The 23,323-nt window shown below is 68.0% G+C and carries 21 protein-coding genes; 6 read left to right on the forward strand and 15 right to left on the reverse strand.

From position 1 onward, the window contains the following. Positions 1 to 190 precede the first annotated feature (190 nt). From HSX14_RS02445 to HSX14_RS02465, 5 genes are all read right to left on the reverse strand, one after another. Positions 191 to 532 (reverse strand): hypothetical protein, encoded by a 342-nt coding sequence (locus HSX14_RS02445; RefSeq protein WP_173175146.1) that lies wholly within the window; start codon positions 530 to 532, stop codon positions 191 to 193. A gap of 83 nt (positions 533 to 615) precedes the next feature. Beyond that, positions 616 to 2,457 carry a dihydroxy-acid dehydratase gene (ilvD, locus tag HSX14_RS02450; RefSeq protein WP_173175144.1) on the reverse strand — a complete coding sequence of 614 codons (1,842 nt, stop codon included), beginning with the start codon at positions 2,455 to 2,457 and terminating at the stop codon, positions 616 to 618. 245 nt (positions 2,458 to 2,702) lie between these two features. Next, the gene (locus HSX14_RS31380; RefSeq protein ID WP_173175142.1) at positions 2,703 to 4,733 is read right to left on the reverse strand and encodes a hemopexin repeat-containing protein; all 2,031 of its coding nucleotides are present in this window, start codon (positions 4,731 to 4,733) and stop codon (positions 2,703 to 2,705) included. A 190-nt stretch (positions 4,734 to 4,923) separates the two neighbouring features. Next, positions 4,924 to 6,120 carry a class I SAM-dependent rRNA methyltransferase gene (locus HSX14_RS02460; RefSeq protein WP_173175132.1) on the reverse strand — a complete coding sequence of 399 codons (1,197 nt, stop codon included), beginning with the start codon at positions 6,118 to 6,120 and terminating at the stop codon, positions 4,924 to 4,926. A 76-nt stretch (positions 6,121 to 6,196) separates the two neighbouring features. Further along, positions 6,197 to 6,736 carry a type 1 glutamine amidotransferase domain-containing protein gene (locus HSX14_RS02465; RefSeq protein ID WP_173175130.1) on the reverse strand — a complete coding sequence of 180 codons (540 nt, stop codon included), beginning with the start codon at positions 6,734 to 6,736 and terminating at the stop codon, positions 6,197 to 6,199. Between the two features lie 188 nt (positions 6,737 to 6,924). Between HSX14_RS02465 and HSX14_RS02470 the strand changes: the two genes are divergently transcribed. The 5 genes from HSX14_RS02470 to HSX14_RS02490 all read left to right on the forward strand — a co-directional run bounded on the left by HSX14_RS02470 (position 6,925) and on the right by HSX14_RS02490 (position 11,566). Further along, entirely contained in the window at positions 6,925 to 7,737 is an 813-nt protein-coding gene (locus HSX14_RS02470) for an HDOD domain-containing protein (protein ID WP_173175271.1), read from the forward strand. A gap of 12 nt (positions 7,738 to 7,749) precedes the next feature. Then, the gene (gene mutM / locus HSX14_RS02475; RefSeq protein WP_173175269.1) at positions 7,750 to 8,580 is read left to right on the forward strand and encodes a bifunctional DNA-formamidopyrimidine glycosylase/DNA-(apurinic or apyrimidinic site) lyase; all 831 of its coding nucleotides are present in this window, start codon (positions 7,750 to 7,752) and stop codon (positions 8,578 to 8,580) included. Between the two features lie 50 nt (positions 8,581 to 8,630). Then, positions 8,631 to 9,209, forward strand: coding sequence for a lysophospholipid acyltransferase family protein (locus HSX14_RS02480; RefSeq protein WP_173175128.1), 579 nt, complete (start codon positions 8,631 to 8,633; stop codon positions 9,207 to 9,209). Between the two features lie 77 nt (positions 9,210 to 9,286). Further along, on the forward strand, positions 9,287 to 9,625 hold the full coding sequence (locus tag HSX14_RS02485; RefSeq protein ID WP_173175126.1) for a multidrug transporter: 339 nt from the start codon (positions 9,287 to 9,289) through the stop codon (positions 9,623 to 9,625). A 111-nt stretch (positions 9,626 to 9,736) separates the two neighbouring features. After that, positions 9,737 to 11,566 carry a Na/Pi cotransporter family protein gene (locus HSX14_RS02490; protein ID WP_228723533.1) on the forward strand — a complete coding sequence of 610 codons (1,830 nt, stop codon included), beginning with the start codon at positions 9,737 to 9,739 and terminating at the stop codon, positions 11,564 to 11,566. A gap of 10 nt (positions 11,567 to 11,576) precedes the next feature. Here HSX14_RS02490 and ggt read toward each other — a convergent pair whose 3' ends face one another. The 6 genes from ggt to HSX14_RS02520 all read right to left on the reverse strand — a co-directional run bounded on the left by ggt (position 11,577) and on the right by HSX14_RS02520 (position 17,918). Continuing rightward, a complete protein-coding gene (gene ggt / locus HSX14_RS02495; RefSeq protein WP_173175123.1) occupies positions 11,577 to 13,283 on the reverse strand; it encodes a gamma-glutamyltransferase in 1,707 nt (568 codons plus the stop codon). A gap of 4 nt (positions 13,284 to 13,287) precedes the next feature. Next, positions 13,288 to 13,539 (reverse strand): YfhL family 4Fe-4S dicluster ferredoxin, encoded by a 252-nt coding sequence (locus tag HSX14_RS02500; protein WP_111264445.1) that lies wholly within the window; start codon positions 13,537 to 13,539, stop codon positions 13,288 to 13,290. A gap of 116 nt (positions 13,540 to 13,655) precedes the next feature. Next, complete coding sequence (coaD, locus tag HSX14_RS02505; protein ID WP_173175121.1) at positions 13,656 to 14,135, reverse strand: pantetheine-phosphate adenylyltransferase; 480 nt, start codon at positions 14,133 to 14,135, stop codon at positions 13,656 to 13,658. 92 nt (positions 14,136 to 14,227) lie between these two features. After that, positions 14,228 to 15,823, reverse strand: a complete 1,596-nt coding sequence (locus HSX14_RS02510; protein ID WP_111264447.1) for a GMC family oxidoreductase — start codon at positions 15,821 to 15,823, stop codon at positions 14,228 to 14,230. Positions 15,824 to 15,906: 83 nt separating this feature from the next. Further along, positions 15,907 to 16,452 carry a twin-arginine translocation pathway signal protein gene (locus HSX14_RS02515; protein WP_173175119.1) on the reverse strand — a complete coding sequence of 182 codons (546 nt, stop codon included), beginning with the start codon at positions 16,450 to 16,452 and terminating at the stop codon, positions 15,907 to 15,909. A gap of 35 nt (positions 16,453 to 16,487) precedes the next feature. Beyond that, positions 16,488 to 17,918 (reverse strand): coniferyl aldehyde dehydrogenase, encoded by a 1,431-nt coding sequence (locus HSX14_RS02520; protein WP_173175117.1) that lies wholly within the window; start codon positions 17,916 to 17,918, stop codon positions 16,488 to 16,490. Between the two features lie 274 nt (positions 17,919 to 18,192). Here HSX14_RS02520 and HSX14_RS02525 point away from each other — a divergent pair, with 274 nt between their 5' ends. Then, a complete protein-coding gene (locus HSX14_RS02525) occupies positions 18,193 to 18,858 on the forward strand; it encodes a TetR/AcrR family transcriptional regulator (protein WP_111264450.1) in 666 nt (221 codons plus the stop codon). Here HSX14_RS02525 and HSX14_RS02530 read toward each other — a convergent pair. The 4 genes from HSX14_RS02530 to HSX14_RS02545 are packed head-to-tail and all read right to left on the reverse strand — an operon-like array spanning position 18,855 to position 23,263. Next, entirely contained in the window at positions 18,855 to 19,838 is a 984-nt protein-coding gene (locus tag HSX14_RS02530) for a hydrolase (protein ID WP_173175115.1), read from the reverse strand. The genes HSX14_RS02525 and HSX14_RS02530 overlap by 4 nt on opposite strands. Then, positions 19,835 to 20,434 carry a 16S rRNA (guanine(966)-N(2))-methyltransferase RsmD gene (rsmD, locus tag HSX14_RS02535; RefSeq protein ID WP_173175113.1) on the reverse strand — a complete coding sequence of 200 codons (600 nt, stop codon included), beginning with the start codon at positions 20,432 to 20,434 and terminating at the stop codon, positions 19,835 to 19,837. Before rsmD ends, HSX14_RS02530 begins: the two co-directional genes overlap by 4 nt. Then, positions 20,434 to 21,915 carry a M16 family metallopeptidase gene (locus tag HSX14_RS02540; protein ID WP_173175111.1) on the reverse strand — a complete coding sequence of 494 codons (1,482 nt, stop codon included), beginning with the start codon at positions 21,913 to 21,915 and terminating at the stop codon, positions 20,434 to 20,436. The genes rsmD and HSX14_RS02540 overlap by 1 nt, the downstream gene beginning before the upstream one ends. Then, complete coding sequence (locus HSX14_RS02545; protein ID WP_173175109.1) at positions 21,908 to 23,263, reverse strand: M16 family metallopeptidase; 1,356 nt, start codon at positions 23,261 to 23,263, stop codon at positions 21,908 to 21,910. Before HSX14_RS02545 ends, HSX14_RS02540 begins: the two co-directional genes overlap by 8 nt. Positions 23,264 to 23,323: the final 60 nt, after the last annotated feature.

The raw sequence follows: 23,323 nt of genomic DNA on the forward strand, positions 1-23,323 counted from the left end.
CGGCGATTCTACCTGAATGGTCAAGTGCGGCGAGGAGCGTTGAGTGCTTCGTAGGAGCGAGCTCTGCTCGCGAATCGCCTGCTGCGGACGCGTTTGTGCAGGGGCGAATTCATTCGCCCGCTTCGGGCCGGGCATGGGGCCGCTGCGCGACCCTTGGCGACTGAAGTCGCCCCTACATGACAGGTGCACCCTACGGAGCACTGAAGGCGCGAATGATCAGGCTCGTTTCGCGGTTATCGGTGGAGCGTTGGCACCGGTCCAGTGCATCGATCATGCGTTGTAGCGTGGGCCGTGGGTCTATGCCGAGTTCGGCCAGGGCGTCGAGCTCGTCGAAGCCTTCCAGAACCTCCGTCAACTCCGTGCTGATAGAGGTGATTGCCAGGGCGTTGCGCAATACAGGGCGGCCCAGGGACCAGATTCCGGTCTCCGCAGTCAGGGCGCCGCTCTTGATGCCTTCGAGAATTCCTCTCGCAAGCGAGGCGATGTAGAACTCGGCGGCGTTCTCTTCGAATTCGAGCGTCAGGTTCTGCATGAGGGTCCGGCAGGCTCCTGATGAACAGCAATGGGAATAAAAAGCCCGGCACGAGGCCGGGCTTTTCCGTTCGCAGGCAGCGCTTACAGGTCTTCCAGCATCGCCTTGTTGCGCACGGCGCCCTTGTCGGCGCTGGTGGCGAGCAGGGCGTAGGCCTTGAGGGCGGTGGTCACCTTGCGCGCGCGCGGGGCGGCGGGCTTCCAGCCTTTCTTGTCCTGCGCGGCGCGGCGGGTGGCCAGCTCTTCATCGGAGACCAGCAGGTTGATGCTGCGGTTGGGGATGTCGATCAGCACCTTGTCGCCGTCCTGCACTAGGCCGATGGCGCCACCGGCAGCGGCTTCCGGGGAAGCGTGGCCGATGGACAGGCCCGAGGTGCCGCCGGAGAAGCGGCCGTCGGTGAGCAGGGCGCATTGCTTGCCCAGGCCCTTGGACTTCAGGTAGCTGGTGGGGTACAGCATTTCCTGCATGCCCGGGCCGCCTTTCGGGCCCTCGTAGCGGATGATGACGATGTCGCCGGCCTTCACTTCGTCGGCGAGGATGCCCTTCACGGCGCTGTCCTGGCTTTCGAAGATCTTCGCGGTGCCTTCGAACACGTGGATGGACTCGTCCACGCCGGCGGTCTTCACTACGCAGCCGTCGAGGGCGATGTTGCCGTAGAGCACGGCCAGGCCGCCTTCCTGGGAGTAGGCGTGCTCGACGCTGCGGATGCAGCCTTCGGCGCGGTCGTCGTCCAGGGTGTCCCAGCGGGTGCTCTGGCTGAAGGCGACCTGGGTCGGGATGCCGGCCGGGCCCGCCTTGAAGAAGGTGTGGACCTTCTCGTCATCGGTCTGGGTGATGTCCCACTGGGCGATGGCATCGCTCATGCTCGGGCTGTGCACGGTGGGCACGTCGGTGTGCAGCAGGCCGCCACGGGCCAGCTCGCCGAGGATGCTGAAGATGCCGCCGGCACGGTGCACGTCTTCCATGTGGTACTTCTGGATGTTCGGCGCCACCTTGCACAGCTGCGGCACCTTGCGCGACAGGCGATCTATGTCGCGCAGGTCGAAGGCGATCTCCGCCTCCTGGGCGGCGGCCAGCAGGTGCAGGATGGTGTTGGTGGAACCGCCCATGGCGATGTCCAGGGTCATGGCGTTCTCGAAGGCCTTGAAGCTGGCGACGTTGCGCGGCAGCACGGACTCGTCGCCCTCGCCGTAGTAGCGCTGGCACAGCTCGACGGCCAGGCGGCCGGCACGCAGGAACAGCTGCTCGCGGTCGCTGTGGGTGGCCAGGGTGGAGCCGTTGCCGGGCAGCGACAGGCCCAGGGCCTCGGTCAGGCAGTTCATCGAGTTGGCGGTGAACATGCCGGAGCAGGAACCGCAGGTGGGGCAGGCGCTGCGCTCGTACTCGGCGACCTTCTCGTCGGAGCAGGAGTCGTCGGCGGCCACCACCATGGCGTCCACCAGGTCCAGGCCGTGGTTGGCCAGCTTGGTCTTGCCGGCTTCCATCGGGCCGCCGGAGACGAACACCACGGGGATGTTCAGGCGCAGGGCGGCCATCAGCATGCCGGGGGTGATCTTGTCGCAGTTGGAGATGCAGACGATGGCGTCGGCGCAGTGGGCGTTGACCATGTATTCCACGGAGTCGGCGATGATCTCGCGGCTCGGCAGGGAATAGAGCATGCCGTCGTGGCCCATGGCGATGCCGTCGTCGACGGCGATGGTGTTGAATTCCTTGGCCACGCCACCGTGCTTCTCGATCTCGCGGGCGACCAGCTGGCCCAGGTCCTTCAGGTGCACGTGGCCGGGCACGAACTGGGTGAAGGAGTTGGCGATGGCGATGATCGGCTTCTTGAAGTCTTCGTCCTTCATCCCGGTGGCGCGCCAGAGGGCACGGGCGCCGGCCATGTTGCGGCCGTGGGTGGAGGTCTTCGAGCGGTAATCGGGCATGTCTTCTGTCCTGCAGGCTGATCAGGTTATAGGTCGTATCGTGAGCGCGGTGGGTGCCGTTGGCAAACGGATGTGGTCGTCGCGTCCGGAGGTGGCGTGAGGGCATCGCGGGATCACCGCGCGCTCGGCCGGGGCTCACTGGCCCGCCTGAGGGTGTGGCAGGGAAGCGGGGATTCTAATCCCAGGTGCGCTCCGGGCGGAAGGCCGGGGGCCGAGCGGTCGGCGCGCACCTGGGTGACGAGCGGTCAGTCGACGCGGAAGTTCAGCTCATCGGCGAAGGGGAAACCCGCGCCGCTGCCCTTCTCGAAGCGCAGCTCGACCTCAACCGAGGTGGCCCCGGCCGGCACCGTGCCGTAGAGGTTGCGCGCCAGGGCCTGGCCGTTGCGCTCGGCGGCGCCCAATGAGGGCGTTGCGAAGGCGCTGCCGGCCTCGACGAAGCCATCGAGCCCCGGCCAGGTGGCGCCGTCCACCGGGCGTGGGTAGCCGCTTTCGGCCTTGTCGGTGATCAGGTTGTAGCGCACGTACTCGCCGCCGTTGAACAGGTAGGCGATGGATGCGTTGCGCTTGACCGCCGCGTCCAGGCCCAGGGGCCACTGCTGCACGCCGGACCAGGTGGCGCCGGAGACGTCCAGCGGGTAGTTCTTGTCCGCCTTGTCGCCGGTGGTCAGGTTGTAGCGGATGTACTGGCTGCCCTTGAAGAAGTAGAGCCTGGAGCCACTGACTTCGAGCACGTCGTCGATGTCGCGGGCGCCACCGGTGAAGCGTTCCAGGCCCGCCCAGTTGCCGGCGATGGGCTTGGGGTAGCCGGGGTCGACGCGGTCGCTGGCGATGTCGAAGCGCACGTACTGGGTGCCCTTGAAGAAGTACGCCTTGCCGTTGCCGGCGTTGAAGCCGGCGTCGATGTCCCGCGCGCCGCCCTCGAAGCCTTCGAAGCCCACCCAGTTGCCGGCTATGGGCTGTGGATAACCGGCGTCGACCTTGTCGTCGCGGTAGTTGTAGCGGTAGTAGCGGTCGCCGGCGAAGAAGTAGCCGGTGTCGTCGTTCCAGTACACCGAGCTGCGCTTCTCGGCGGTGTGGAAGCGCACCAGCACGCGGGCGTCATGGCTGCTGCCGGCGCTTGCGCCGAGCAGGGCGTCGAGCTGGAAGGGGCGGCCGGCGGCTTCGGGCGGCAGCGCGATGCGCTGGGTCAGCGAGCCCTTGCCCTGGCCGACGAAGAGCTGGCCCTGGCCGGCCGGCAGTTCGCTGCGGGCCCCGTAGCGCATCACCGTCTGCAGCCCGCCCTTGGTCCAGCCGGCGATGTCCGGGTCGTAGGCCAGGTCGGTGTGGGCCGCGCCGTACTCGGCGCCGGGGTTGGCCAGGAGGTTCTGGCCGAAGGCGAAGGTGCGCGGCACGGGGTGCAGGCGCGAGCGGCCGTCCAGAGCCAGGCCCTGGGTGGAGACGCCCAGGTGCTCGAACAGGGTGGGCACCACGTCCACCTGGCGCAGCGGCGTGGCCAGTCGGTTACGGCCGAGGGCGGGAATGCCGGCGCCGCTCATCACCACGGCCACCTTGCGGTGTTCGGGGCGGTTGGCGCCGTGGCCGGTGCTGGTGCCGCCGTGGTCGGTGCTGACCACGATCAGCCAGTTCTCCTGGGCGTAGGTCGGGCGCGACTTGATCGCTTGCAGCAGCCGGCCGAGGGCGGCGTCGGCCTGGCCCATGGCCTGGACGTATTGCGGGGTATCGGAATGGAAGCCATGGCTGTGGCCGGCTTCGTCGACGCCGTAGTAGTACGCGCTGAGCACGTCGAGGTCGGCGCGGTTGCGCAGCCAGTCCTCGGCCTGGGCGATGAGCACCGGGTCGTTGGCCTCGGGGCCGTCGAACCTGAGGTCGGCCTGGGGCTTCATCTGCGCGTAGAGCGGCGACCAGTTGTAGGCGTAGGCGGTGACCAGCTGGGGCTTGCGCTGCTCCAGCAGGGTGAGGAAGTGCGGGTACTGGGCGTAGTTCTGCCCGGTGAAGTTGTTGTCGCGCACGCCGTGCTTGTCGCGCTCGACGCCCATGAACAGGGTCGACCAGCCCGGGCCGCTCATGGAGGTGTCCGGCGACCAGCCGCCGTCGGTGTACACGCCGCTGGCGATCAGTTGTTCGAGGTTGACCATGTTGCCGGCGGGAATGGCATCGGCCTTGAAGCCGTCGATACCGAAGAACAGCACCTTGTTGGCACCGGCCTGGGCCTGCAAGGCGAGCAGCGAGGCGGTTGCGAAGGCGAGCAGGCGCCCCGCGCGTTTCATCGTTGTCATGACGCATCCTTGATTGTTGTGGTTGCTGCGATGCGATGCAGACGGCTGGCTTGCCTCGCGGTGGTCTATACCAGCGTGGCCGGATTGCGGGGGAATGACAGCGAAGCGGGAGGGGATGAAATTTTGGTGAAGGGAATGCGGCAGGCGGATGACGACGCCCCGGCACAAGGGCCGGGGCGTCGTCGGATCATCAGCTGTTGGGCAGCAGGCGGCAGGTGATGCTCTTGATGTAGCGGGTTTCCGGGATGGCCGGGTGCACCGGGTGGTCCGGGCCCTGGCCGCCGCGTTCCAGCAACTGGATGTTGCGGTCCAGGTGGCGGGCGCTGCCGAGCAGGATGTTCTGCAGGTCGTCCTCGGGCAGGTGCATGGAGCAGGAGGCGCTGACCAGGATGCCGTCCTTGTTGAGCAGGCGCATGGCCTGTTCGTTGAGGCGGCGGTAGGCGGCCTCGCCGTTCTTCAGGTCCTTCTTGCGCTTGATGAAGGCGGGCGGGTCGGCCACCACCACATCGAAGCGCTCTTCGGCGGCCTTCAGCTCCTTCAGGGCTTCGAACACGTCGCCTTCGACGCAGGTGACCTGCTCGGCCACGCCGTTGAGGGTGGCGTTGCGCTCGACGCCGTCGAGGGCGAAACCGGAGGCGTCGACGCAGAACACTTCGCTGGCGCCGAAGGCCGCGGCCTGCACGCCCCAGCCGCCGATGTAGCTGAACAGGTCGAGCACGCGCTTGCCCTTGACGTAGGGCGCCAGGCGCGCGCGGTTCATGCGGTGGTCGTAGAACCAGCCGGTCTTCTGGCCTTCCAGCACCGGGGCTTCGAACTTCACGCCGTTCTCTTCCAGGGCGACCCACTCGGGCACCACGCCGAAGGCGGTGTCGACGTAGCGCTCCAGGCCCTCGGCGTCACGGGCGGCGGAGTCGTTCTTCCACAGCACGCCACGGGGCTTGAGCACCTGCACCAGGGCATCCAGCACGGCGTCCTTGTTGCGCTCCATGGCGGCGGAGGCCAGCTGCACCACGATGTGGTCGCCGAAACGGTCCACCACCAGGCCGGGGAGCAGGTCGGAGTCGCCGTAGACCAGGCGGTAGAAGGGCTTGTCGAACAGGCGCTCGCGCAGGCTCAGGGCCACGTTGAGGCGGTGCACCAGCAGCGACTTGTCCAGCACGTGCTTGGTGTCGCGGGACACCAGGCGGGCGCAGATCAGGTTGTTCGGGCTCAGCGCGACCACGCCCAGCGGCTTGCCGCCGGCGGCTTCGAGGATGGCCTGGTCGCCGGGCTGGAAGGCGTTCAGCGGAGTGGCGACCACGTCGATCTCGTTGCTGTAGACCCACAGGTGGCCGGCGCGCAGGCGTCGATCGGCGTTGGCTTTGAGGCGCAGGCTGGGCAGGGACATGGGTCGCTCTCCGGAAAAAAGAGCGGGATTATAACCGAAGGCGCCCGCCGATCCTGCTACCGGCGGGCGCTCGTGCTCAGGCCGCGAGGGCCTCGATCAGCTTGCGGTTGAAGGCCGGGATGTCGTCGGGCTTGCGGCTGCTGATCAGCTTGCCGTCGACCACCACTTCCTCGTCCACCCAGTTGGCGCCGGCGTTCTTCAGGTCGTCGGTGAGGGACGGCCAGCTGGTCAGGGTCTTGCCCTTGACCAGGTCGGCGCTGGCCAGCAGCCAGGCGCCGTGGCAGATGACCGCGATGGGCTTGTTGGCGCGGGCGGCGTCGCGCACCAGTTCCTGGGCCATCTCGTCCAGGCGGATGGTGTCGGCGTTGACCACGCCGCCGGGCAGCACCAGGGCGTCGTAGTCCTCGATGCGGGCGGTGTCGAAGGTGCGGTCGACGGCGAAGCTGTCGGCCGGGGTGGTGTGGTTCCAGCCGGTGACCTTGCCGGTGCTGGCGGACACGATCTCGGCGATGGCGCCGGCGTCTTCGAGGGCCTTCTTCGGCCCGGTCAGCTCGACCTGCTCGAAACCGTCGGTCACCAGCAGCGCCACGCGCTTGCCCCTGATGGACTGGCTCATTGGGAGTCTCCCGTCGTTGTGGGTGTTCAGTTTCCGAGGCGACCGTTAGGCGAAAGTTCAGCTAAATCGATGGCCTGTTCACCAGTGGCTGGAGTTAGACTGTCACCCCAATTCCCCGCCTCAGTCCCGCTGTCATGGCCCAAGAACTTTCAGCAGAACAGATTCGCCATTTCCTCCAGGGCATCAGCGTGCCGCCCCAGCCGCAGATCATGGTCGACCTGCAGATGGAGCAGGTCATGCCCAGCCCCGACCTGCGCACCATCGCCAAGCTCATCAGCCAGGACCCGGGCCTGTCGGGTGCACTGCTGAAGATCGTCAACTCGCCGTTCTACGGGCTGACCAATCGCATCGCCTCGATCCAGCAGGCGGTCAACCTGCTGGGCTGCAATACGGTGATCAACCTGATCAACGCGCAGTCGATCAAGGGCGAGATGACCGACGAGACCATCGTCACCCTCAACCGCTTCTGGGACACCGCCCAGGACGTGGCCATGACCTGCCTGACCCTGGCCAAGCGCATCGGCCACCAGCAGGCGGACGAGGCCTACGCGCTGGGGCTGTTCCACAACTGCGGCATCCCGCTGATGCTCAAGCGCTTCCCGGACTACATGACGGTGCTGGAGGAGGCCTATGCCAGTGCCAACGCCGAGCGCCGCATCGTCGACACCGAGAACCGCCTGCTCAATACCAACCACGCGGTGGTGGGCTACTTCACCGCGCGCTCCTGGCGCCTGCCGGAGCACCTCTGCGAGGCCATCGCCAACCACCACAACGCGCTGTCGATCTTCAGCGACGACTCCGGGCGCGATGCACCGCTGAAGACGCTGCTGGCGATCCTGAAGATGGCCGAGCACGTCTGCGCCTCGCACCTGGTGCTGGGCAACCAGGCCGATGACCACGAGTGGAACAGCGTCAGGGCGCTGGTGCTCGACTACGTCGGCCTCTCGGAGTACGACTTCGAGAACCTCAAGGAAAGCATCCGCGAACTGGGCGCCCACTGATCGCCCGCAACGCTGCACGTCGAGACATCCAGGCCTGAATTACCCGAAGTCGAAACCACGCGGCGGGGCATCGCGCCCTACCTCGAGGGCCAGCGCGTGAGCCGCGTGGTGGTGCGTGAGCGCCGCCTGCGCTGGCCCATCCCGGAGGACCTGGACGTGCGCCTGTCCGGCCAGCGTTTCGTGGTCGTCGAGCGCCGCGCCAAGTACCTGCTGCTGCAGGCCGAGGCGGGCACGCTGATCAGCCACCTGGGCATGTCCGGCAACCTGCGCCTGGTGGAAACGGGGACGCTGGCGGCCAAGCACGAGCATGTGGATATCGAGCTGGAGTCGGGCCTGGCGCTGCGCTACACCGACCCGCGCCGCTTCGGCGCGCTGCTATGGAGCCCGGACCCGCACAACCACGAATTGCTGCGCAACCTCGGCCCCGAGCCGCTGACGGACCTGTTCGACGGTGACCGCCTGTACCAGCTCTCCCGCGGGCGCAGCATGGCGGTGAAGCCCTTCATCATGGATAACGCCGTGGTGGTGGGCGTGGGCAACATCTACGCCACCGAGGCGCTGTTCGCCGCCGGCATCGACCCGCGCCGCGAGGCGGGCAGCGTGTCGCGGGCGCGCTACCTGAGGCTCGCCGAGGAGATCAAGCGCATCCTCGCCCACGCCATCGAGCGCGGTGGCACCACGCTGCGCGACTTCGTCGGCGGCGACGGCCAGCCGGGCTATTTCCAGCAGGAGCTGTTCGCCTATGGGCGCGGCGGCGAGTTCTGCAAGGTCTGTGGTTCCACCCTGCGCGAGGTCAAGCTGGGGCAACGGGCGAGTGTCTACTGCCCGCGTTGCCAGCGTTAGCGGGGCGCACTCTCCCGTACCGTGCCGAGAACAATAAGAAGAGGTGAAGGATGTCCGGCAACTACCTGCCCCGCAACGCGGTTGCGGAGGCCATCGGCCATGGGGTCTTCCGGCTCCTGGGCTGGCGCATCGAGGGGCAGCTGCCGCCTCTCGACAAGTTCGTGGTGATCGGCGCGCACCACACCTCCAACTGGGATTTCGTGCTGTTCATCGCGGCCAAGTTCATCCTCCGCCTGAACGCCCGCTGGTTCGGCAAGCACAGCATCTTCCGCTGGCCGTTCGCCGGGCTGATGGAGCGCTGGGGCGGCATTCCCATCCAGCGCCACCTCAGGCTCAACCAGGTCGAGCAGGCCGTGCAGGCCTTCGCCGAGAACCGCGAATTCATCCTCGTGCTGTCGCCGGAAGGCACGCGCAAGCGGGTGGAGCGCTGGAGGATGGGCTTCTACCACATCGCCCGTGGCGCGCAGGTCCCGGTGGTGCCGGCGGCACTGGACTACCGCAACCGGCGCATCGTCATCGGCGAGCCGTTCTGGACCACCGGCGATGCCGCGGCCGATCTGCGCCGCCTGCTGGCGTTCTACCTGCCGTACGAGCCGAAAAAACCCGACTACGCTTTTAACGGCGATTGAAGGCCGTCACGCTGAAAAGCGCGCGGGCACTGTTATAGTTAGCCGCATTACTCCTCTAATAGCCGAAGGATTGCATCATGAACCTGTTCCGCACTTCCGCTGCTGTCTTGGCGCTGACCACTGGCCTCATGGCGCTGCAGGCGCAGGCTGAGGTGGTGCAGCAGAACGCCAGCGGCGACCCGATGTACACCGCCGACGCGCCGCCCGCCTATTCCATGGTCGGCGACCTGTTGATCGCCCGTCCGCTGCTCATCGGTGCGACCGTCGTCGGTGCCGGCCTGTTCGTGGTGAGCCTGCCCTTCAGCGCCCTGGGCGGCAATGTCGGCGCCGCCGGCAAGGCCCTGGTGGTCGATCCGGGCAAGGAAGCCTTCGTGCGTTGCCTGGGCTGCACCAGCAGCGGTTACCAGAAAGACTGATCGCGCTATTCTCGGCTCCTCGAGCCGGAGGCGGCCCCTTGCCCAGCGATGAGCAAGGGGCCGTTTGCATTTATGGCGCCCCGTTCGGCGCCTGCCAGGGAGGGGGATGAGGTGAAGGGTTTTCCAGTTGTCGCGCTGCTGGTGCTGGCGGCCGTCGGGCTTGCCGGCAGCTTCTGGATGAGTGCCGGCTGGCTGCAGCTCTGCGCGGGGCTGGCGCTGTTCCTCTTCGGCATGCAGTGCCTGGAGGAGGGGCTGCGCGACCTGGCCGGCGGCAAGCTCGAGCAGTTGCTGGGGCGCAGCACCTCGACGCCGTTCAAGGGGCTGATGTTCGGTGTCTGCGGCACGCTGCTGCTGCAGTCCAGCACCCTGGTTTCCCTGCTCACCATCGCCTTCATCAGTACCGGGCTGATCCAGCTGGCCGGCGGCATCGCCATCCTCTTCGGCGCCAACCTCGGGGCCACCAGCGGCATCTGGCTGCTGGCCATGGCCGGGCAGAACCTCAGCCTCAGCCCCATGGCCCTGCCGCTGCTGGTGTTCGGCGTGCTCGCCGGCTTCGTCGGCCCGCGCAGCAAGGCGGCCGGGCGCATCGTGCTGGGCATCGCCTTCATCTTCCTCGGCATCGACCAGATCAAGGATGGCTTCGCCAGCTTCGGCGGTGGCTTCGACATGAGCGGCCACCAGGTCGACGGGCTGGCCGGAAGCCTGATGTTCGCGGTCATCGGCCTGCTGGTCACCGTGGTGCTGCAATCGAGCCATGCGGCCCTGATGCTGACCCTCGCAGCCCTGGCCGGCGGCCAGCTGGAGCTGGGCCAGAGCCTGGCGATCGCCATCGGCTCCAATATCGGCAGCAGCGTCACCACCGCCTTCGTCGGTTCGCTCGGCGGCAACCGCAGCGGCCAGCGCCTGGCATTGGCCCATGTGCTGTTCAACGTCGTCACCGGCGTGCTCGCCTTCGCCCTGCTCAGCCCCCTGACCTGGCTGGTGCACGCCCTGGCGGAGCCCATGGGTCTGGGGGACAACCCGCTGATCCAGCTGGCGATGTTCCACACCCTGTTCAACGCGTTGGGCGTGATGCTGTTCTGGCCCTGGCAGGCGCTTCTTGCGACCCTGCTGGTGCGCTGGCTGCCCGAGCGCAGCGAGCCCCAGGTGCTGATCACCGAACTGGCGGTGGGGCCGGCGGAGCCGGAGCGGATCCGCGCGCGCTACCTCAGCGAACGCGCCCTGGATTCGGCCGACGCGGCGGCCAGCGCGGTGGTGCAGGAGCTGCGCCATCTCGGACGCCTGAGCCTGGAGGTGATCTGCCACGCGCTGTTCCTGCCGGTGGACCTGCTGGGCAAGGACCGCCCCGACGAGGCCGCGTTACAGGCACCGCCCGTGCGCCATCACCTGGACGCCGAGACGCTCTACCAGCGCCACATCAAGGGCGTTTACGGCGACCTGCTGAGTTTCATGGGGCGCCTGGAGGTGACGCTGGACGAGGCGCACCAGCAGTTCTGGATCAGCTGCCAGGTGGCGGCGCTGCAACTGGTGGATGCGGTCAAGGATGCCAAGCACCTGCAGAAGAACCTCGGCCATTACCTGGAGGGCGGGCCGTCGGCGACGCGGGATGCCTACGTGGAGCTGCGCCGCCACCTGCTGGCGACCCTGCACCAGGTGCGCGAGCTGAGCCGTTCGGAGCTGCCGGACGAGGTCTGGTCGCAGCACCTGCAATGGCTCGACGAGAAGGCCGCGGACTTCGACGGCGACTTCCGCAACCGCCTGTTCGCCGCGGTGCGCAGCGGCCAGCTGGATGGCCTGCAGATGAGCTCGCTGATGAACGACCTGGGCTATGCCAGCCGCATCATCCAGAGCCTGCGCAACGTGCTGATGATCGGCCAGGGCCAGGGGCTGTTCCGCAAGGCCGCGGCGATGGACGACGAAGGGGTGATCGAGCTGCCCTGAGCCGCGAGGCTCAGCGCCGCTCTTCTTCCAGCGTCTTGGCCAGGCCCACGCCGCGCGGGTCGCTGGCGGCTTCGATACGGCCGCCAGCCTTGTCCCAGAACAGCACCTGCTGGTTGCCGTAGCCGCGCTCGACGCGTTTCAGGCTGTAGCCACGCGCCTGCAGCGCGGCGATCTCGGCGTCGCTGAAGGTGCTCGGCTCGTGCTCGATGACGTCGGGCAGGTACTGGTGGTGGTAGCGCGGCACCGCCGGCCAGCGGGCGACGGGCTGGCCGTCGAGGTATTCCAGTATCGACAGCAGCACCATGCTGGGGATGCGGCTGCCGCCCGGGGTGCCGAAGGCGGTGAATTCCTTCGCGCTCTCGATGAAGGTGGGGCTCATGCTCGATAGCGGGCGCTTGCCGGCGGCCACCGCGTTGGCCTGGCTGCCGGCCAGGCCGTAGGCGTTGGCGCCGTGGGTGTCGGCGGCGAAGTCGTCCATCTCGTCGTTGAGCAGCACGCCGGTGCCCGGAGCGACGAAGGCGGCGCCGAAGGGCAGGTTCACCGACAGCGTGGCGGCGACGGCGTTGCCATCCTTGTCGATCACCGCGAAGTGGGTGGTGTGGTCGCCCTCGCGCCAGGCGGGCGCGGGCGGCAGGCTGGCGCTGGGGGTGGCGCGCTGGGGGTCGATGCCGGCGGCCAGGCGCTTCAGGTACTCCGGCGCGAGCAGTTGGCTCACCGGGTTGGCGATGAAGTCGGGGTCGCCCAGCAGGCCACGGTCACGGTAGGCACGGCGCAGCGCCTCGACCACGTAGTGGGTGCGCTGCGGTTTGTCGCCTTCACGCCAGGGCAGCTGCTGCAGCATCGCCAGGCTCTGGGCCAGGGCCACGCCGCCGGCCGAGGGCGGCGGTGCGCTGATCAGTTCGCGGCCGTCGGCCAGGGCGTAGCGCAGCGGCTGGCGTTCCACCACGCGGTAGCTGTCCAGGTCCTGCTGGGTCCAGATGCCACCGGCATCGCGCACGCCCTTCACCAGCTTTGCGGCGGTCTCGCCGGCATAGAAACCGGCCTTGCCGTAGCGGGCGATGCGTTCCAGGGTGCGCGCCAGGTCGGGTTGGCGCAGCAGGCTGAATTCATCGGGCACCTCGCCCTTGTCATCGAGGAAGATGCGCGCCGTCTCGGGGTCGTCGCGCATCGCCGCGAGACGGAAGCCGGCGCGCTCGATGTACACGCGATCGACCGAGATGCCGTCGCGGGCCAGGCGGATGGCCGGGGCGAGGGCGTCACCGAGGGGCAGGCGGCCGTGGTGCTGGGACAGGTCCACCAGCGCGGCGGGCAGGCCGGGAATGGCGGCGGCCAGCGGGCCGTTGATGGACAGCTGCGGCTGTACCTTGCCGTCGCGCATGTAGAGATCGGGGCGTGCGGCGAGGGGCGCGCGTTCGCGGGCGTCGAGGAACAGGTAGGTGGGTTGCTTGTCGCCGGCCTTGCGCAGGAGGAAGAAACCGCCGCCGCCGAGGCCGGAGCCGTGGGGCTCGGCTACCGCCAGGGCGGCGCTGATGGCCACCGCGGCGTCGAAGGCGTTGCCGCCCATGGCCAGGGTTTCCAGGCCGGCCACGGTGGCCGAGGGCTGGGCGCTGGCCACGGCCGCCTGGTCGGGGGGCGCCGCCCGCAGTGCGACGCTGAACAGCAGCAGCGCCGCGAGCAGGGCGGGGCGCCAGGCCGTGTCACGGAGCTGGCGGCCCATGGCGTCAGGCCTTGCCCGTGAGCTTCAGGTACTTGTCCATCAACTGCTCGCGGGTTTCGACACGGGCGTCGTCGAGGGGGATGCAGTCCACCGGGCAGACCTGCTGGCACTGCGGCTCGTCGTAGTGGCCGACGCACTCGGTGCACAGGTTCGGGTCGATGACATAGATCTCCTCGCCCTGGGAGATGGCGCCGTTGGGGCACTCGGGTTCGCAGACGTCGCAGTTGATGCAGTCGTCGGTGATCTTGAGGGACATGGAACAACTCCTACCGTCGCCGTGCGGCGGCGGTGCTCAGCAGACAATGGCGGAATTGTGCCGGAATGGCGCGGTCGGCGCACCTTTTGCGCGCGCCGACCGCCGTATCGCGGGGCTCAGCGCTTGAAGCGCTCGGCCAGGGCGTCGGCCACTGCGGGGTGGACGAACTTGGTGATGTCCCCGCCCAGGGCCGCTATTTCGCGCACCAGGGTGGAGGAGATGAAGGAGTACCGCTCCGACGGGGTGAGGAACATGCTCTCCACGTCCGGCGCCAGTTGGCGGTTCATGTTGGCCAGCTGGAACTCGTACTCGAAATCGGAGACGGCGCGCAGGCCACGGAGGAAGACATTGGCCTTCTGCTCCTTGACGAAGTGCGCCAGCAGGGTGGAGAAGCCCACCACCTCGACGTTGGGCAGGTGCTTGGTGACTTCCCTGGCCAGCTCGACGCGTTGCTCCAGGGAGAACAGCGGGTTCTTCTTGGGGCTGGCGGCCACCGCGATGATCACGGTGTCGAACAGGCGGGAGGCACGTTCGATCAGATCGCCGTGGCCTTTGGTGATCGGGTCGAAGGTGCCCGGATACAACACTCGGTTCATCGCTACGTCCTGGCAGGGGTCCGTAAGGGAATCGGATGGTAGCGCAGCATGCCCCGGCGGCCAAGACGCCGGAGCATGCCGGTTTATCCCGCTCAGGCGCTCTTGAGGCGCTCGGCGAGGGCGGTGGAGAGCTGCGCGGTCAGCCCGTAGACCGACAGCTGCGGGTTGGCGCCGATGCTGGTGGGGAACAGCGAGCCGTCGTGGATCGACAGGTTGGCCAGCTGGTGGTGACGGCCGAGGCTGTCGGTGACCGCCTGCTTGGGGTCCTCGCCCATGGCGCAGCCGCCCATCACGTGGGCGCTGCCCAGGCGGGTGCGGTACAGCTCGAGCGACAGGCCGTCGATCAGCGTGCGCGCCTCGGCGGCGGTCTTCACGTAGCCGGCGTCGGCATGCAGCGGCAGCACGGCCTTGGCGCCGGCGGCGAACTGGATCTCGGCCATCACCTGGAAGGCGCGGCGCACGCCGTCCCAGGTGTAGTCGGTCATGCGGTAGTCGAGCACCGGGCTGCCGTCGCCGCGCAGCTCCACCGTGCCTTCGGCGCTGTCCGGGTGGAAGCCGTCGCGCAGCAGGGCGAGCATCACGTTGGTGTGCGGCAGTTGCTCCATGCGCAGGGCGTTGTCGATGCCGAAGCGGCCGAGCAGGGTGGCGGTGAGCGCGGGTTGCAGCGGCGGCACTTCGAGCTTGTAGGACATGCGCCCGGTGGTGCCGTCGTCCCACTGGTAGTGGTCGGAATAGATGGACTGCGGCGCGCCATAGAAGGGGTTGATCACCTGCTCGAACTGCGCCGCGGAGAAGTTCACCAGGTGCAGGAAGGTGCGCTTGCCGGTGCGGCCGTGCGGGTCGGGCGCGTCGGAGCGCAGCAGCAGGCCGGGGGTATTGATGCCGCCACCGGAGAGCACGTAGTGCCGCGCCTTGACGGTGATGGTGCGGCCGGTGGGCGCCACGCAGCGCTCGTCCATGCCCTGGCATTCGATGCCGGTGACCTTGTCGCCGTCGATCAGCAGGCGATGGGCGCGGGCCAGGTAGAGCAGCTCGCCGCCCTTGTCGAGGGTCGCGGGGATGGTGGTGACCAGCATCGACTGCTTGGCGTTGGTCGGGCAGCCCATGCCGCAGTAGCCGAGGTTCCAGCAGCCGCGCACGTTGCGCGGGATGACCTTCCAGTGCAGGCCGAGCTTCTCGCAACCGCTGCGCAGCACGTCGTTGTTGGGGTTCGGCGGAATGGCCCAGGGCGCGACGCCGAGACGCTGTTCCATCTTCTCGAACCAGGGCGCCATCTCGGCCGGGCTGTGGCCCTTGACGCCGTGCTCCCTGGCCCAGTGTTCCAGGGTCGGGTCGGGGGTGCGGAAGCTGGAGGTCCAGTTGATCAGGGTGGTGCCGCCCACGGCGCGGCCCTGGAGGACGGTCACCGCGCCGTCCTTGGTCATGCGGCCGATGCCTTCCTGGTAGAGGCTCGGGTAGGCCTCGGCTTCCTGCATCTTGAAGTCGCTGCTGGTCTTCAGCGGGCCTTCCTCGATGATCAGCACCTTGTAGCCGGCGGCGCTGAGTATCTCGGCGGTGGTGCCGCCGCCCGCGCCGGAGCCGACGATGGCGACGTCGGCCTCCAGGGTCAGGTCCTGCTCGAGTCGCGAGCCATTGTGGGTCTTCCAGCCGCGGGCCATGCCGTCGGCGAACAGATCGGGTACGGGCATCAGTCAATCCTCGGTCTCGCCGAAAGCGGCCGGTCGTCCGGCGCCTGGTCGAGTGGTGCTTCTTGTCGTTGTGGTGGGCGCGGTCAGACGGTCGGCGGACCGGGATAACCGCAATGCGCCCAGGCTTCCTGCCTGCTGTACCAGGCCATCATCACCAGCTGCAGCAGGGAGGCGTGCCCCATCTTCAGGAGGCCGATGAAGCTGTTCTGCCAGCGGTCGAGGAAGTTGCGCACATCCTCGGCGCTGGCGTTCTCCCAGCTGCCCCAGACGCCGGTCAGCGGCCCCCGGGTGATGGGCAGGGCGAGCACGTCGAAGAGCTGCACGGTGAGCTTGAGCATCTCCGGGGACAGCCGGTCCAGGGCGTAGTCCAGGCTCTGGATGGTGCCGGCCACGGCTTGCGGCATCTGCTCGGCACTGACCGCGCCATCGAGCATCACCGGGATCAGGGCGCGCAGGAAGGGCAGGTCGGAGTCGCGCAGGATCGCCAGGCCGTTGGCCGGGACGCTGGCGGAGCAGCCGGAGAGGGTGGCGGTGACGCCGGCCGTGGCGAGGAAGGCAGAGCCGAACAGGCCGACTTTGAGCAGGCTGCGCCGGGAAAGTCCCGGCGCGTTCAGGGTGGTCTCGGTCATTGTTGTTATGTACCCGTCTGATCCTTAGGGGGGCGTTAGCGGACGAACAGCTTGTAGACCAGCTTCTGGATCGATTTGCCGTAGGGCGGGTAGATCATCCGCGCGGCGTTGAAGCGCTGCTTGATGAACACGCCCTTGGCCTTGCTGAAGGTGAGGAACCCTTCATGCCCGTGGTAGTGGCCCATGCCCGAGGGGCCGACGCCGCCGAAGGGCATGTCGTCCTGGGCCACGTGCAGCAGGGTGTCGTTCAGGCACACGCCGCCGGAGTGGGTTTCGTGCAGCACGCGCTGCTGCTCGCGCTTGTCGTAGCCGAAGTAATAGAGCGCCAGCGGACGCGGGCGCTGGTTGATATAGGCGAAGGCCTGGTCGAGGCGCTCGTAGGGGACGATGGGCAGCAGCGGGCCGAAGATCTCGTCCTGCATCAGCTTCATGTCGTCCTTCACATCGAGCACCAGGGTGTGCGGCAGGCGGCGGCCCTGGGCCTCGGGGAACAGCGGCACCAGGCGCGCGCCCTTGGCCTCGGCATCCTGCAGGTAGCCGTTGAGACGCTGCAGCTGGCGTTCGTTGATGATCGCGGTGTAGTCCGGGTTGTCCTTCAGTTGCGGGTAGAAGGATTTCACCGCGGTGCGGTAGGCCTCGACGAAGCCTTCGACGCGATCCCTGGGCACCAGCACGTAGTCGGGGGCGACGCAGGTCTGCCCGGCGTTCATGGTCTTGCCGAAGGCGATGCGCTCGGCGGCGTGGTCCAGCGGCACCTCGTGGGAGACGATGGCCGGCGACTTGCCGCCCAGCTCCAGGGTCACGGGGGTCAGGTTCTCGGCGGCGGCACGCATGACGTGGCGGCCGATGCTGGTGGCGCCGGTGAACAGCAGGTGGTCGAAGGGCAGCTTGGAGAAGGCGACGCCGACGTCGGCCTCGCCCAGGCATACGGCGACGAGGTCCTCGGGGAAGATGCGCGCCATCAGCTCCTTGAACAGCTGGGAGGTGGCCGGGGTGGATTCGCTCATCTTCACCATCACGCGGTTGCCCGCGGCCAGGGCGCCGACCAGCGGGCCGATGGCGAGGAACAGCGGGTAGTTCCACGGCACGATCACGCCGACCACGCCCAGGGGCTGGTAGATGACCTTGGCCGATGCCGGCTGGAAGGCCATGCCGACGGCGCGGCGCGAGGGCTTCATCCAGCGGCGCACGCGGTTCTTGGCGTAGTGGATGCCGTGCAGGCTGGGCATGATCTCGGCCAGCAGGGTTTCGTCCGCCGAGCGGTTGCTGAAGTCCTGGCTGATGGCGCGGATCAGCGCGTCCTGCTCGTCGAAGATCAGGTCGCGCAGGGATTTGAGCCACTGGATGCGCTGGTCGGCGCTGGGCATCGGGTTGTCGCCGTAGGCGGCACGTTGGCGGGCGAACAGCTCCTCGAGCTGGTTGATCTGCTGCTGGGCCTGCTGCAGATAGGCTACGTCGGCGACCATGAGCGACACCTCTCTAATTATTGTTGAAAACCGGTGCTGGATTTTTAGAGTAATTGCTCTAGTGTGTCAAATAGCATGGCGCGACAGGGCTCGCCCTGCCTACCGAACGAAAAGTTGGGCCGGCCTCCGGGCGGCCTGCAGATGGGGCAGGGAGGCCACACGAACAGGGTGCGATACGGAACGCGAAGCGCTGTGGAGGCACTCTCTGTTCCGGGACTCTGTGTAGTTTTGTTACCCTCGCCGGCTCCCCGGCAGCAGTGAGACCGATCCGCGCATGGCCCCACGTATCAAGACCCGCGAGCGAATCGTGCAATCCAGCCTGGAGCTGTTCAATGCCCAGGGGGAGCGCAACGTCACCACCAACCACATCGCCGCTCACCTGGGGATGTCGCCGGGCAACCTCTATTACCACTTCCGCAACAAGCAGGTGATCATCGCCGAGCTGTTCGCCGAGTACGAATCACGGGTCGACGCCTTCCTGCGCCTGCCCGGTGACCGCGCGCTGACGGTGGAGGACAAGACCTTCTACCTGGAGGCGTTGCTGGCGGCGATGTGGCACTACCGCTTCCTGCACCGCGACCTCGAGCACCTGCTGGAATCCGACGCCGAGCTGGCGGCGCGCTACCGGGTCTTCGCCCAGCGCTGCCTGGGGCATGCCCAGGCCATCTACCGGGGCTTCGTCGAGGTCGGCATCCTGCTGATGAACGATGCGCAGATCGAGGCCCTGGCCCTCAACAGCTGGATCATCATGACCTCCTGGGTGCGCTTCCTCTGCACCACCCGGGGCGACCCAGGCGACCTCAACGAGGAGATGCTGCGCCGTGGCATCTACCAGGTGCTGGCGCTGGAGGGGGGCTATATCGCCGCCGAGGCGCAGGAGGCGGTGGCGGCGCTCTACGAGAAGCTCTACGTGCCTCTCGACCTGGTGGTGCAGGGCTAGCGGGCGAGCCCCGCCAGCCACTGCGGTATGCGCCGTTCCAGGTAGTAGTCGGGCTTGCCCGGCGTACCGCCGATGAAGCCGACGTGACCGCCTTTCTCGTGCAGCTCCAGACGCGTGCTAGCGGACAACTCGTGGGCCTCGGGGATGCTGTGGCGGAACACGAAAGGGTCGTCGGCGGCCTGGATCAGCAGCGCGGGCACGCGGATGGCACCGAGGAAATAGCGGCTGGAGGCACGCCGGTAGTAGTCGTCGGCGTCGGCGTAGCCGTGCAGGGGCGCGGTGATGCGGCCGTCGAAATCCCAGAAGGTGCGCATGCCGTCCAGCGGGCCTAGTTTTTCCAGTACCGACAGGCGATCGGCCTGGCCCTGGTGGGCGAACAGGCGCTGCTTGTCGCGCACGTAGGCGACCATCTCGCGCATGAAATGGCGCTGGTAGACCCGCGAGAAGCCGGCGCCGATGCGGTCGGCGCACTGGTCCAGGCGGAAGGGCACCGAGACCGCGACGGCCCCGCGCAGGGCACAGGCCTCGCCGCTTTCACCCAGGTACTTGAGCAGCACGTTGCCGCCCAGCGAGTAACCGACGGCGAACAGCGGTGCCAGCGGGCGCACGCGGCGCAGGTGTTCGACGGTGGCGGCCAGGTCCTCGCTGGCGCCGGAGTGGTAGCCCCGGGGCAGCAGGTTGGGTTCGCCCGAGCAGCCGCGCCAGTTGATCGCCACGCTGGACCAGCCGCGCCCGGCCAGTTGCTGTTGCAGGCCGAGCACGTAGAGCGAGCTGGATGAGCCGGTGAGGCCGTGGAGCACCAGCACCAGCGGCGACTCGGCGTCGTGCGGGCCGTGCCAGTCGAGGTCGAGGAAGTCGCCATCCTCCAGCCACAGGCGCTCGCGCCGACGCTCCAGCTGCGGCGGTTTGCGGCAGAAGGGCGACCAGAGGGTCTGCAGGTGCGGGCCCGGCAGCCACCAGGCGGGGTTGAAGTCGCTCACGCCTGGCGATGCCACAGCGCGTAGTGCACGGTGCTGGCCTTCTTCTCCCGGTGCAGGCGCCAGTTGCCCGGCAGGCCGAGGCTGGAAGGGGCGCTCTCGCTCTCGGTGTAGATCCAGGCATCGGCGGCCAGCCAGCCATTCTCTTCCAGCAGTGCGCAGGCCGGCTGCAGCATCGCGAGGTTGAAGGGCGGGTCGAGGAACACCAGGTCGTAGGGGCGTGGCGTCTGGGTGGCCAGGTAGCGCAGCGCGTCGGCCTGCAGCAGTTGGCCGGCGCCGCAGCCGAGGGTGTCCAGGGTGCCGCGCAAGGCGGCGATCGAGTCGGGGTTCAGGTCCAGCGCCAGGGCTTCCTGGGCACCGCGGGACAGCGCCTCCAGGTACAGGGCGCCGCTGCCGGTGAAGGGGTCGAGCACCCGAGCGCCCTCCACGTAGGGCGCGAGCCAGTTGAACAGGGTTTCGCGCACCCGGTCCGGCGTCGGGCGCAGGCCCGGGCCGTTGGGGAAGGCGAAGCGGCGCGAACGCCACTCGCCACCGATGATGCGCAACTGGCCCTGGCCCCCGTGGGGAGCCGGGGCTTTCTTCGGTGAACGTGCGGCCATCAGTGCTCCGGGATGCCAAAGCTGGGTTTGAAACGCTTCTCCGTCGGCGCCGGCAGTTCCTTCTGGGGAACGGTCGGGCCGGCGGTGACGATGACGAAGCTGTCCGGGTTCAGGTGCTTGTCCATGGCGGCCTTGACCTGTTCGACACTGAGCCCCTGCACCTGTTTCATGAAGTCTTCCAGGTAGGTCAGCGGCAGGCCGTAGAAGCCGATGGCGCCGAGCTGGCCGACGATGTCGGCGTTGCTCGCGGTGGACAGCGGGAAGCTGCCGGCCAGTTCGCGCTTGGCATCGTCCAGTTCCTTCTGCGTCGGGCCCTTGGCCAGGTAGTCGCGGACGATGTCCTTGACCAGCTTGAGGGTGCCGTCGCTCAGTTCGGCGCGGGTCTGCAGGCCGATCATGAAGGGGCCGGCGACCTGCATGGCGGTGAAGCCGGAGCTGACGCCGTAGGTCAGGCCGCGCTTCTCGCGCACCTCTTCCATCAACCGGGTGCCGAAGCCGCCGCCGCCGAGGATCTGGTTGCCCAGGTAGAGCGCGGCGTAGTCGGGTTCGTTGCGGTCGATGCCGAGCTGGGCCAGCAGCAGGTGGGTCTGCGCCGACGGGAACTCGATGTGGGTGGTGCCCGGCTTGGGCGTCTCGGGCGTCGCGACCTTGGCCAGCTTCGGCCCTTTCGGCAGGGCTTCGGAGACACGCTTGGCGATGGCCTCGGCTTCCTCGCGGGAAAGGTCGCCGACCAGGGCGATCACCACGTTGCCGGCGGCGTAGGCCTTCTTGTGGAAGGCCTGCAGCTGGGCGACGCCGATGGCGGGGATGGATTTCTCGTCACCCTCGCTGGAATGGGCGTAGGGGTGCTTGCCGTAGAGCTTGTCGAACAGTGCCAGGCCGGCGAGCTTGCCGGGGTTCTGCTTCTGGTACTCGAAGCCGGCGAGCATCTGGTTCTTGATGCGCGCCAGGGAGTCCTCGGGGAAGGTCGGCGCGCCGATGACCTGGGTGAACAGGTCCAGGGCCGGGTCGCGCAGCTTGGGGTCGGTCAGGCTGCGCAGGCCGGCCACGGCCATGTCGCGGTAGGCGCCGTTGCTGAAGTCGGCCCCCAGGCCTTCGAAGCCCTGGGCGATGGCGGTGACGTCCTTGCCCTGCACGCCTTCGTTGAGCATAGCGTTGGTCAGGGTGGCCAGGCCGGGGGCGTCGCCGTCCTGGCTGCTGCCGGCGGCGAAGGTCAGGCGCAGGTCGAACATCGGCAGCTCGGGGGCGGCGACGAAGAGCACCTTGGCGCCTTCGGCCGTGTCCCAGGTCTGGATGTCCAGGTCGCGGCGGGCCGGGGCCTTGCCGTCCAGTTCGCTGATGGATTCGAGTTTCGGCGGCTCATCGGCCTCGGCGGCCTGGGCCGGCGGGGTGCGGTCGACGACGATGAACAGCAGGACGCCCAGCAGGGCGATCAGGGCCAGGCCGAGCAGGCCGTATCGCAGGCCGTTGCGCTCACTCATGGCTAGCCTCCTCGGGCAGGACGTGGGCGACGCTCAGGCGGTCGCGGGTGAAGAAGGTCTTGGCGGCGGCCTGGATGTCGGCCGGGGTCACGGCTTCCAGGGCGGCGAGGTCCTGGTCCATCAGCTTCCAGGACAGGCCGACGGTTTCCAGCTGGCCGATGGTGGTGGCCTGGCTGGTGATGGAGTCGCGTTCGTAGACCAGCCCGGCGATCACCTGGGCACGCACGCGCTTGAGTTCCTCGTCGCTCGGCGGGTTGTTCTTGAGGTCTTCCAGCTCCTTCCACAGGCCGGCTTCGGTCTGCTCCAGGGTCTTGCCCTTTTGCACGTTGGGCGTGGCGCTGAGCATGAACAGGCTGTCGCCGCGCGGGTAGCCGTCGTAGTTGGCCGAGGCGCCGCTGACCAGCTCCTCGCCACGCTCCAGGCGGCTGGGCAGGCGGGCGCTGTAGCCGCCATCGAGCAGCGCGGAGATCAGGCGCAGGGCGTGGACCTGGCGGGGCTCCTTGGCGGTGGCGAGACCGGGGACGTTGAAGCCCATGATCAGGCTCGGCAGCTGGGTCTTCACGTGCAGGACGATGCGGCGCTCACCCGGTGCGGCGAGCTCCAGGGGCTTCTTCGAGGGCGGTACGGCGCGGCCGGGGATGCCGCCGAACCAGCGCTGGGCCAGGGCCTTGACCTCTTCGCCCTTGACGTCGCCGACCACCACCAGGGTGGCGTTGTTGGGCACGTACCAGGATTCGTACCAGTGGCGCAGTTCCTCGACCTTCATGCGGTCCAGGTCGGCCATCCAGCCGATGGTGGGGGTGTGGTAGCCGCTGGCGGGATAGGCCATGGCCTTGAAGCGCTCGAAGGCCTTGGCGGTGGGGCGGTCGTCGGTGCGCAGGCGGCGCTCTTCCTTGATCACCTCGATCTCGCGCTCGAACTCTTCCGGCGGCAGGCGCAGGCTGGCCATGCGGTCGGCCTCGAGCTCGAAGGCGACGCTCAGGCGGTCGCGCGCCAGGACCTGGTAATAGGCGGTGTAGTCGTCGCTGGTGAAGGCGTTCTCCTCGGCACCGAGGTCGCGCAGCACCAGGGAAGCCTCGCCCGGGCCGAGCTTGCGGCTGCCCTTGAACATCATGTGTTCGAGGGCGTGGGAGAGGCCGCTCTGGCCCGGGGTCTCGTAGCTGGAGCCGACCTTGTACCAGAGCTGGGAAACTACCACCGGGGCCCTGTGGTCTTCTCTGACGACGATTTTCAGGCCGTTTTCGAGGGTGTATTCATGGGTGGGTTGGGATTCTGCGGCATGGGCGGCTATCGGCAGACAAAGGGCGCCGAACAGCAAGCCGGCGGCGTGGCGGGCAATCGCTTTCATCGATGTTTTTGACCTTTCGGACGGCCCCGGCGGACGTACCGCCTGCGGGCGAAGAGGTGC

It is taken from the genome of Pseudomonas tohonis (assembly GCF_012767755.2).
In the GTDB taxonomy this organism is placed as follows: Bacteria; Pseudomonadota; Gammaproteobacteria; order Pseudomonadales; family Pseudomonadaceae; genus Metapseudomonas; species Metapseudomonas tohonis.

Coding starts and splice junctions, on each gene's coding strand:
- HSX14_RS02445 (WP_173175146.1), bottom strand. CDS start 532: ATGCAGAACCTGACGCTCGAATTCGAAGAGAACGCCGCCGAGTTCTAC.
- ilvD (WP_173175144.1), bottom strand. CDS start 2,457: ATGCCCGATTACCGCTCGAAGACCTCCACCCACGGCCGCAACATGGCC.
- HSX14_RS31380 (WP_173175142.1), bottom strand. CDS start 4,733: ATGACAACGATGAAACGCGCGGGGCGCCTGCTCGCCTTCGCAACCGCC.
- HSX14_RS02460 (WP_173175132.1), bottom strand. CDS start 6,120: ATGTCCCTGCCCAGCCTGCGCCTCAAAGCCAACGCCGATCGACGCCTG.
- HSX14_RS02465 (WP_173175130.1), bottom strand. CDS start 6,736: ATGAGCCAGTCCATCAGGGGCAAGCGCGTGGCGCTGCTGGTGACCGAC.
- HSX14_RS02480 (WP_173175128.1), top strand. CDS start 8,631: ATGTCCGGCAACTACCTGCCCCGCAACGCGGTTGCGGAGGCCATCGGC.
- HSX14_RS02485 (WP_173175126.1), top strand. CDS start 9,287: ATGAACCTGTTCCGCACTTCCGCTGCTGTCTTGGCGCTGACCACTGGC.
- ggt (WP_173175123.1), bottom strand. CDS start 13,283: ATGGGCCGCCAGCTCCGTGACACGGCCTGGCGCCCCGCCCTGCTCGCG.
- HSX14_RS02500 (WP_111264445.1), bottom strand. CDS start 13,539: ATGTCCCTCAAGATCACCGACGACTGCATCAACTGCGACGTCTGCGAA.
- coaD (WP_173175121.1), bottom strand. CDS start 14,135: ATGAACCGAGTGTTGTATCCGGGCACCTTCGACCCGATCACCAAAGGC.
- HSX14_RS02510 (WP_111264447.1), bottom strand. CDS start 15,823: ATGCCCGTACCCGATCTGTTCGCCGACGGCATGGCCCGCGGCTGGAAG.
- HSX14_RS02515 (WP_173175119.1), bottom strand. CDS start 16,452: ATGACCGAGACCACCCTGAACGCGCCGGGACTTTCCCGGCGCAGCCTG.
- HSX14_RS02520 (WP_173175117.1), bottom strand. CDS start 17,918: ATGGTCGCCGACGTAGCCTATCTGCAGCAGGCCCAGCAGCAGATCAAC.
- HSX14_RS02525 (WP_111264450.1), top strand. CDS start 18,193: ATGGCCCCACGTATCAAGACCCGCGAGCGAATCGTGCAATCCAGCCTG.
- rsmD (WP_173175113.1), bottom strand. CDS start 20,434: ATGGCCGCACGTTCACCGAAGAAAGCCCCGGCTCCCCACGGGGGCCAG.
- HSX14_RS02540 (WP_173175111.1), bottom strand. CDS start 21,915: ATGAGTGAGCGCAACGGCCTGCGATACGGCCTGCTCGGCCTGGCCCTG.
- HSX14_RS02545 (WP_173175109.1), bottom strand. CDS start 23,263: ATGAAAGCGATTGCCCGCCACGCCGCCGGCTTGCTGTTCGGCGCCCTT.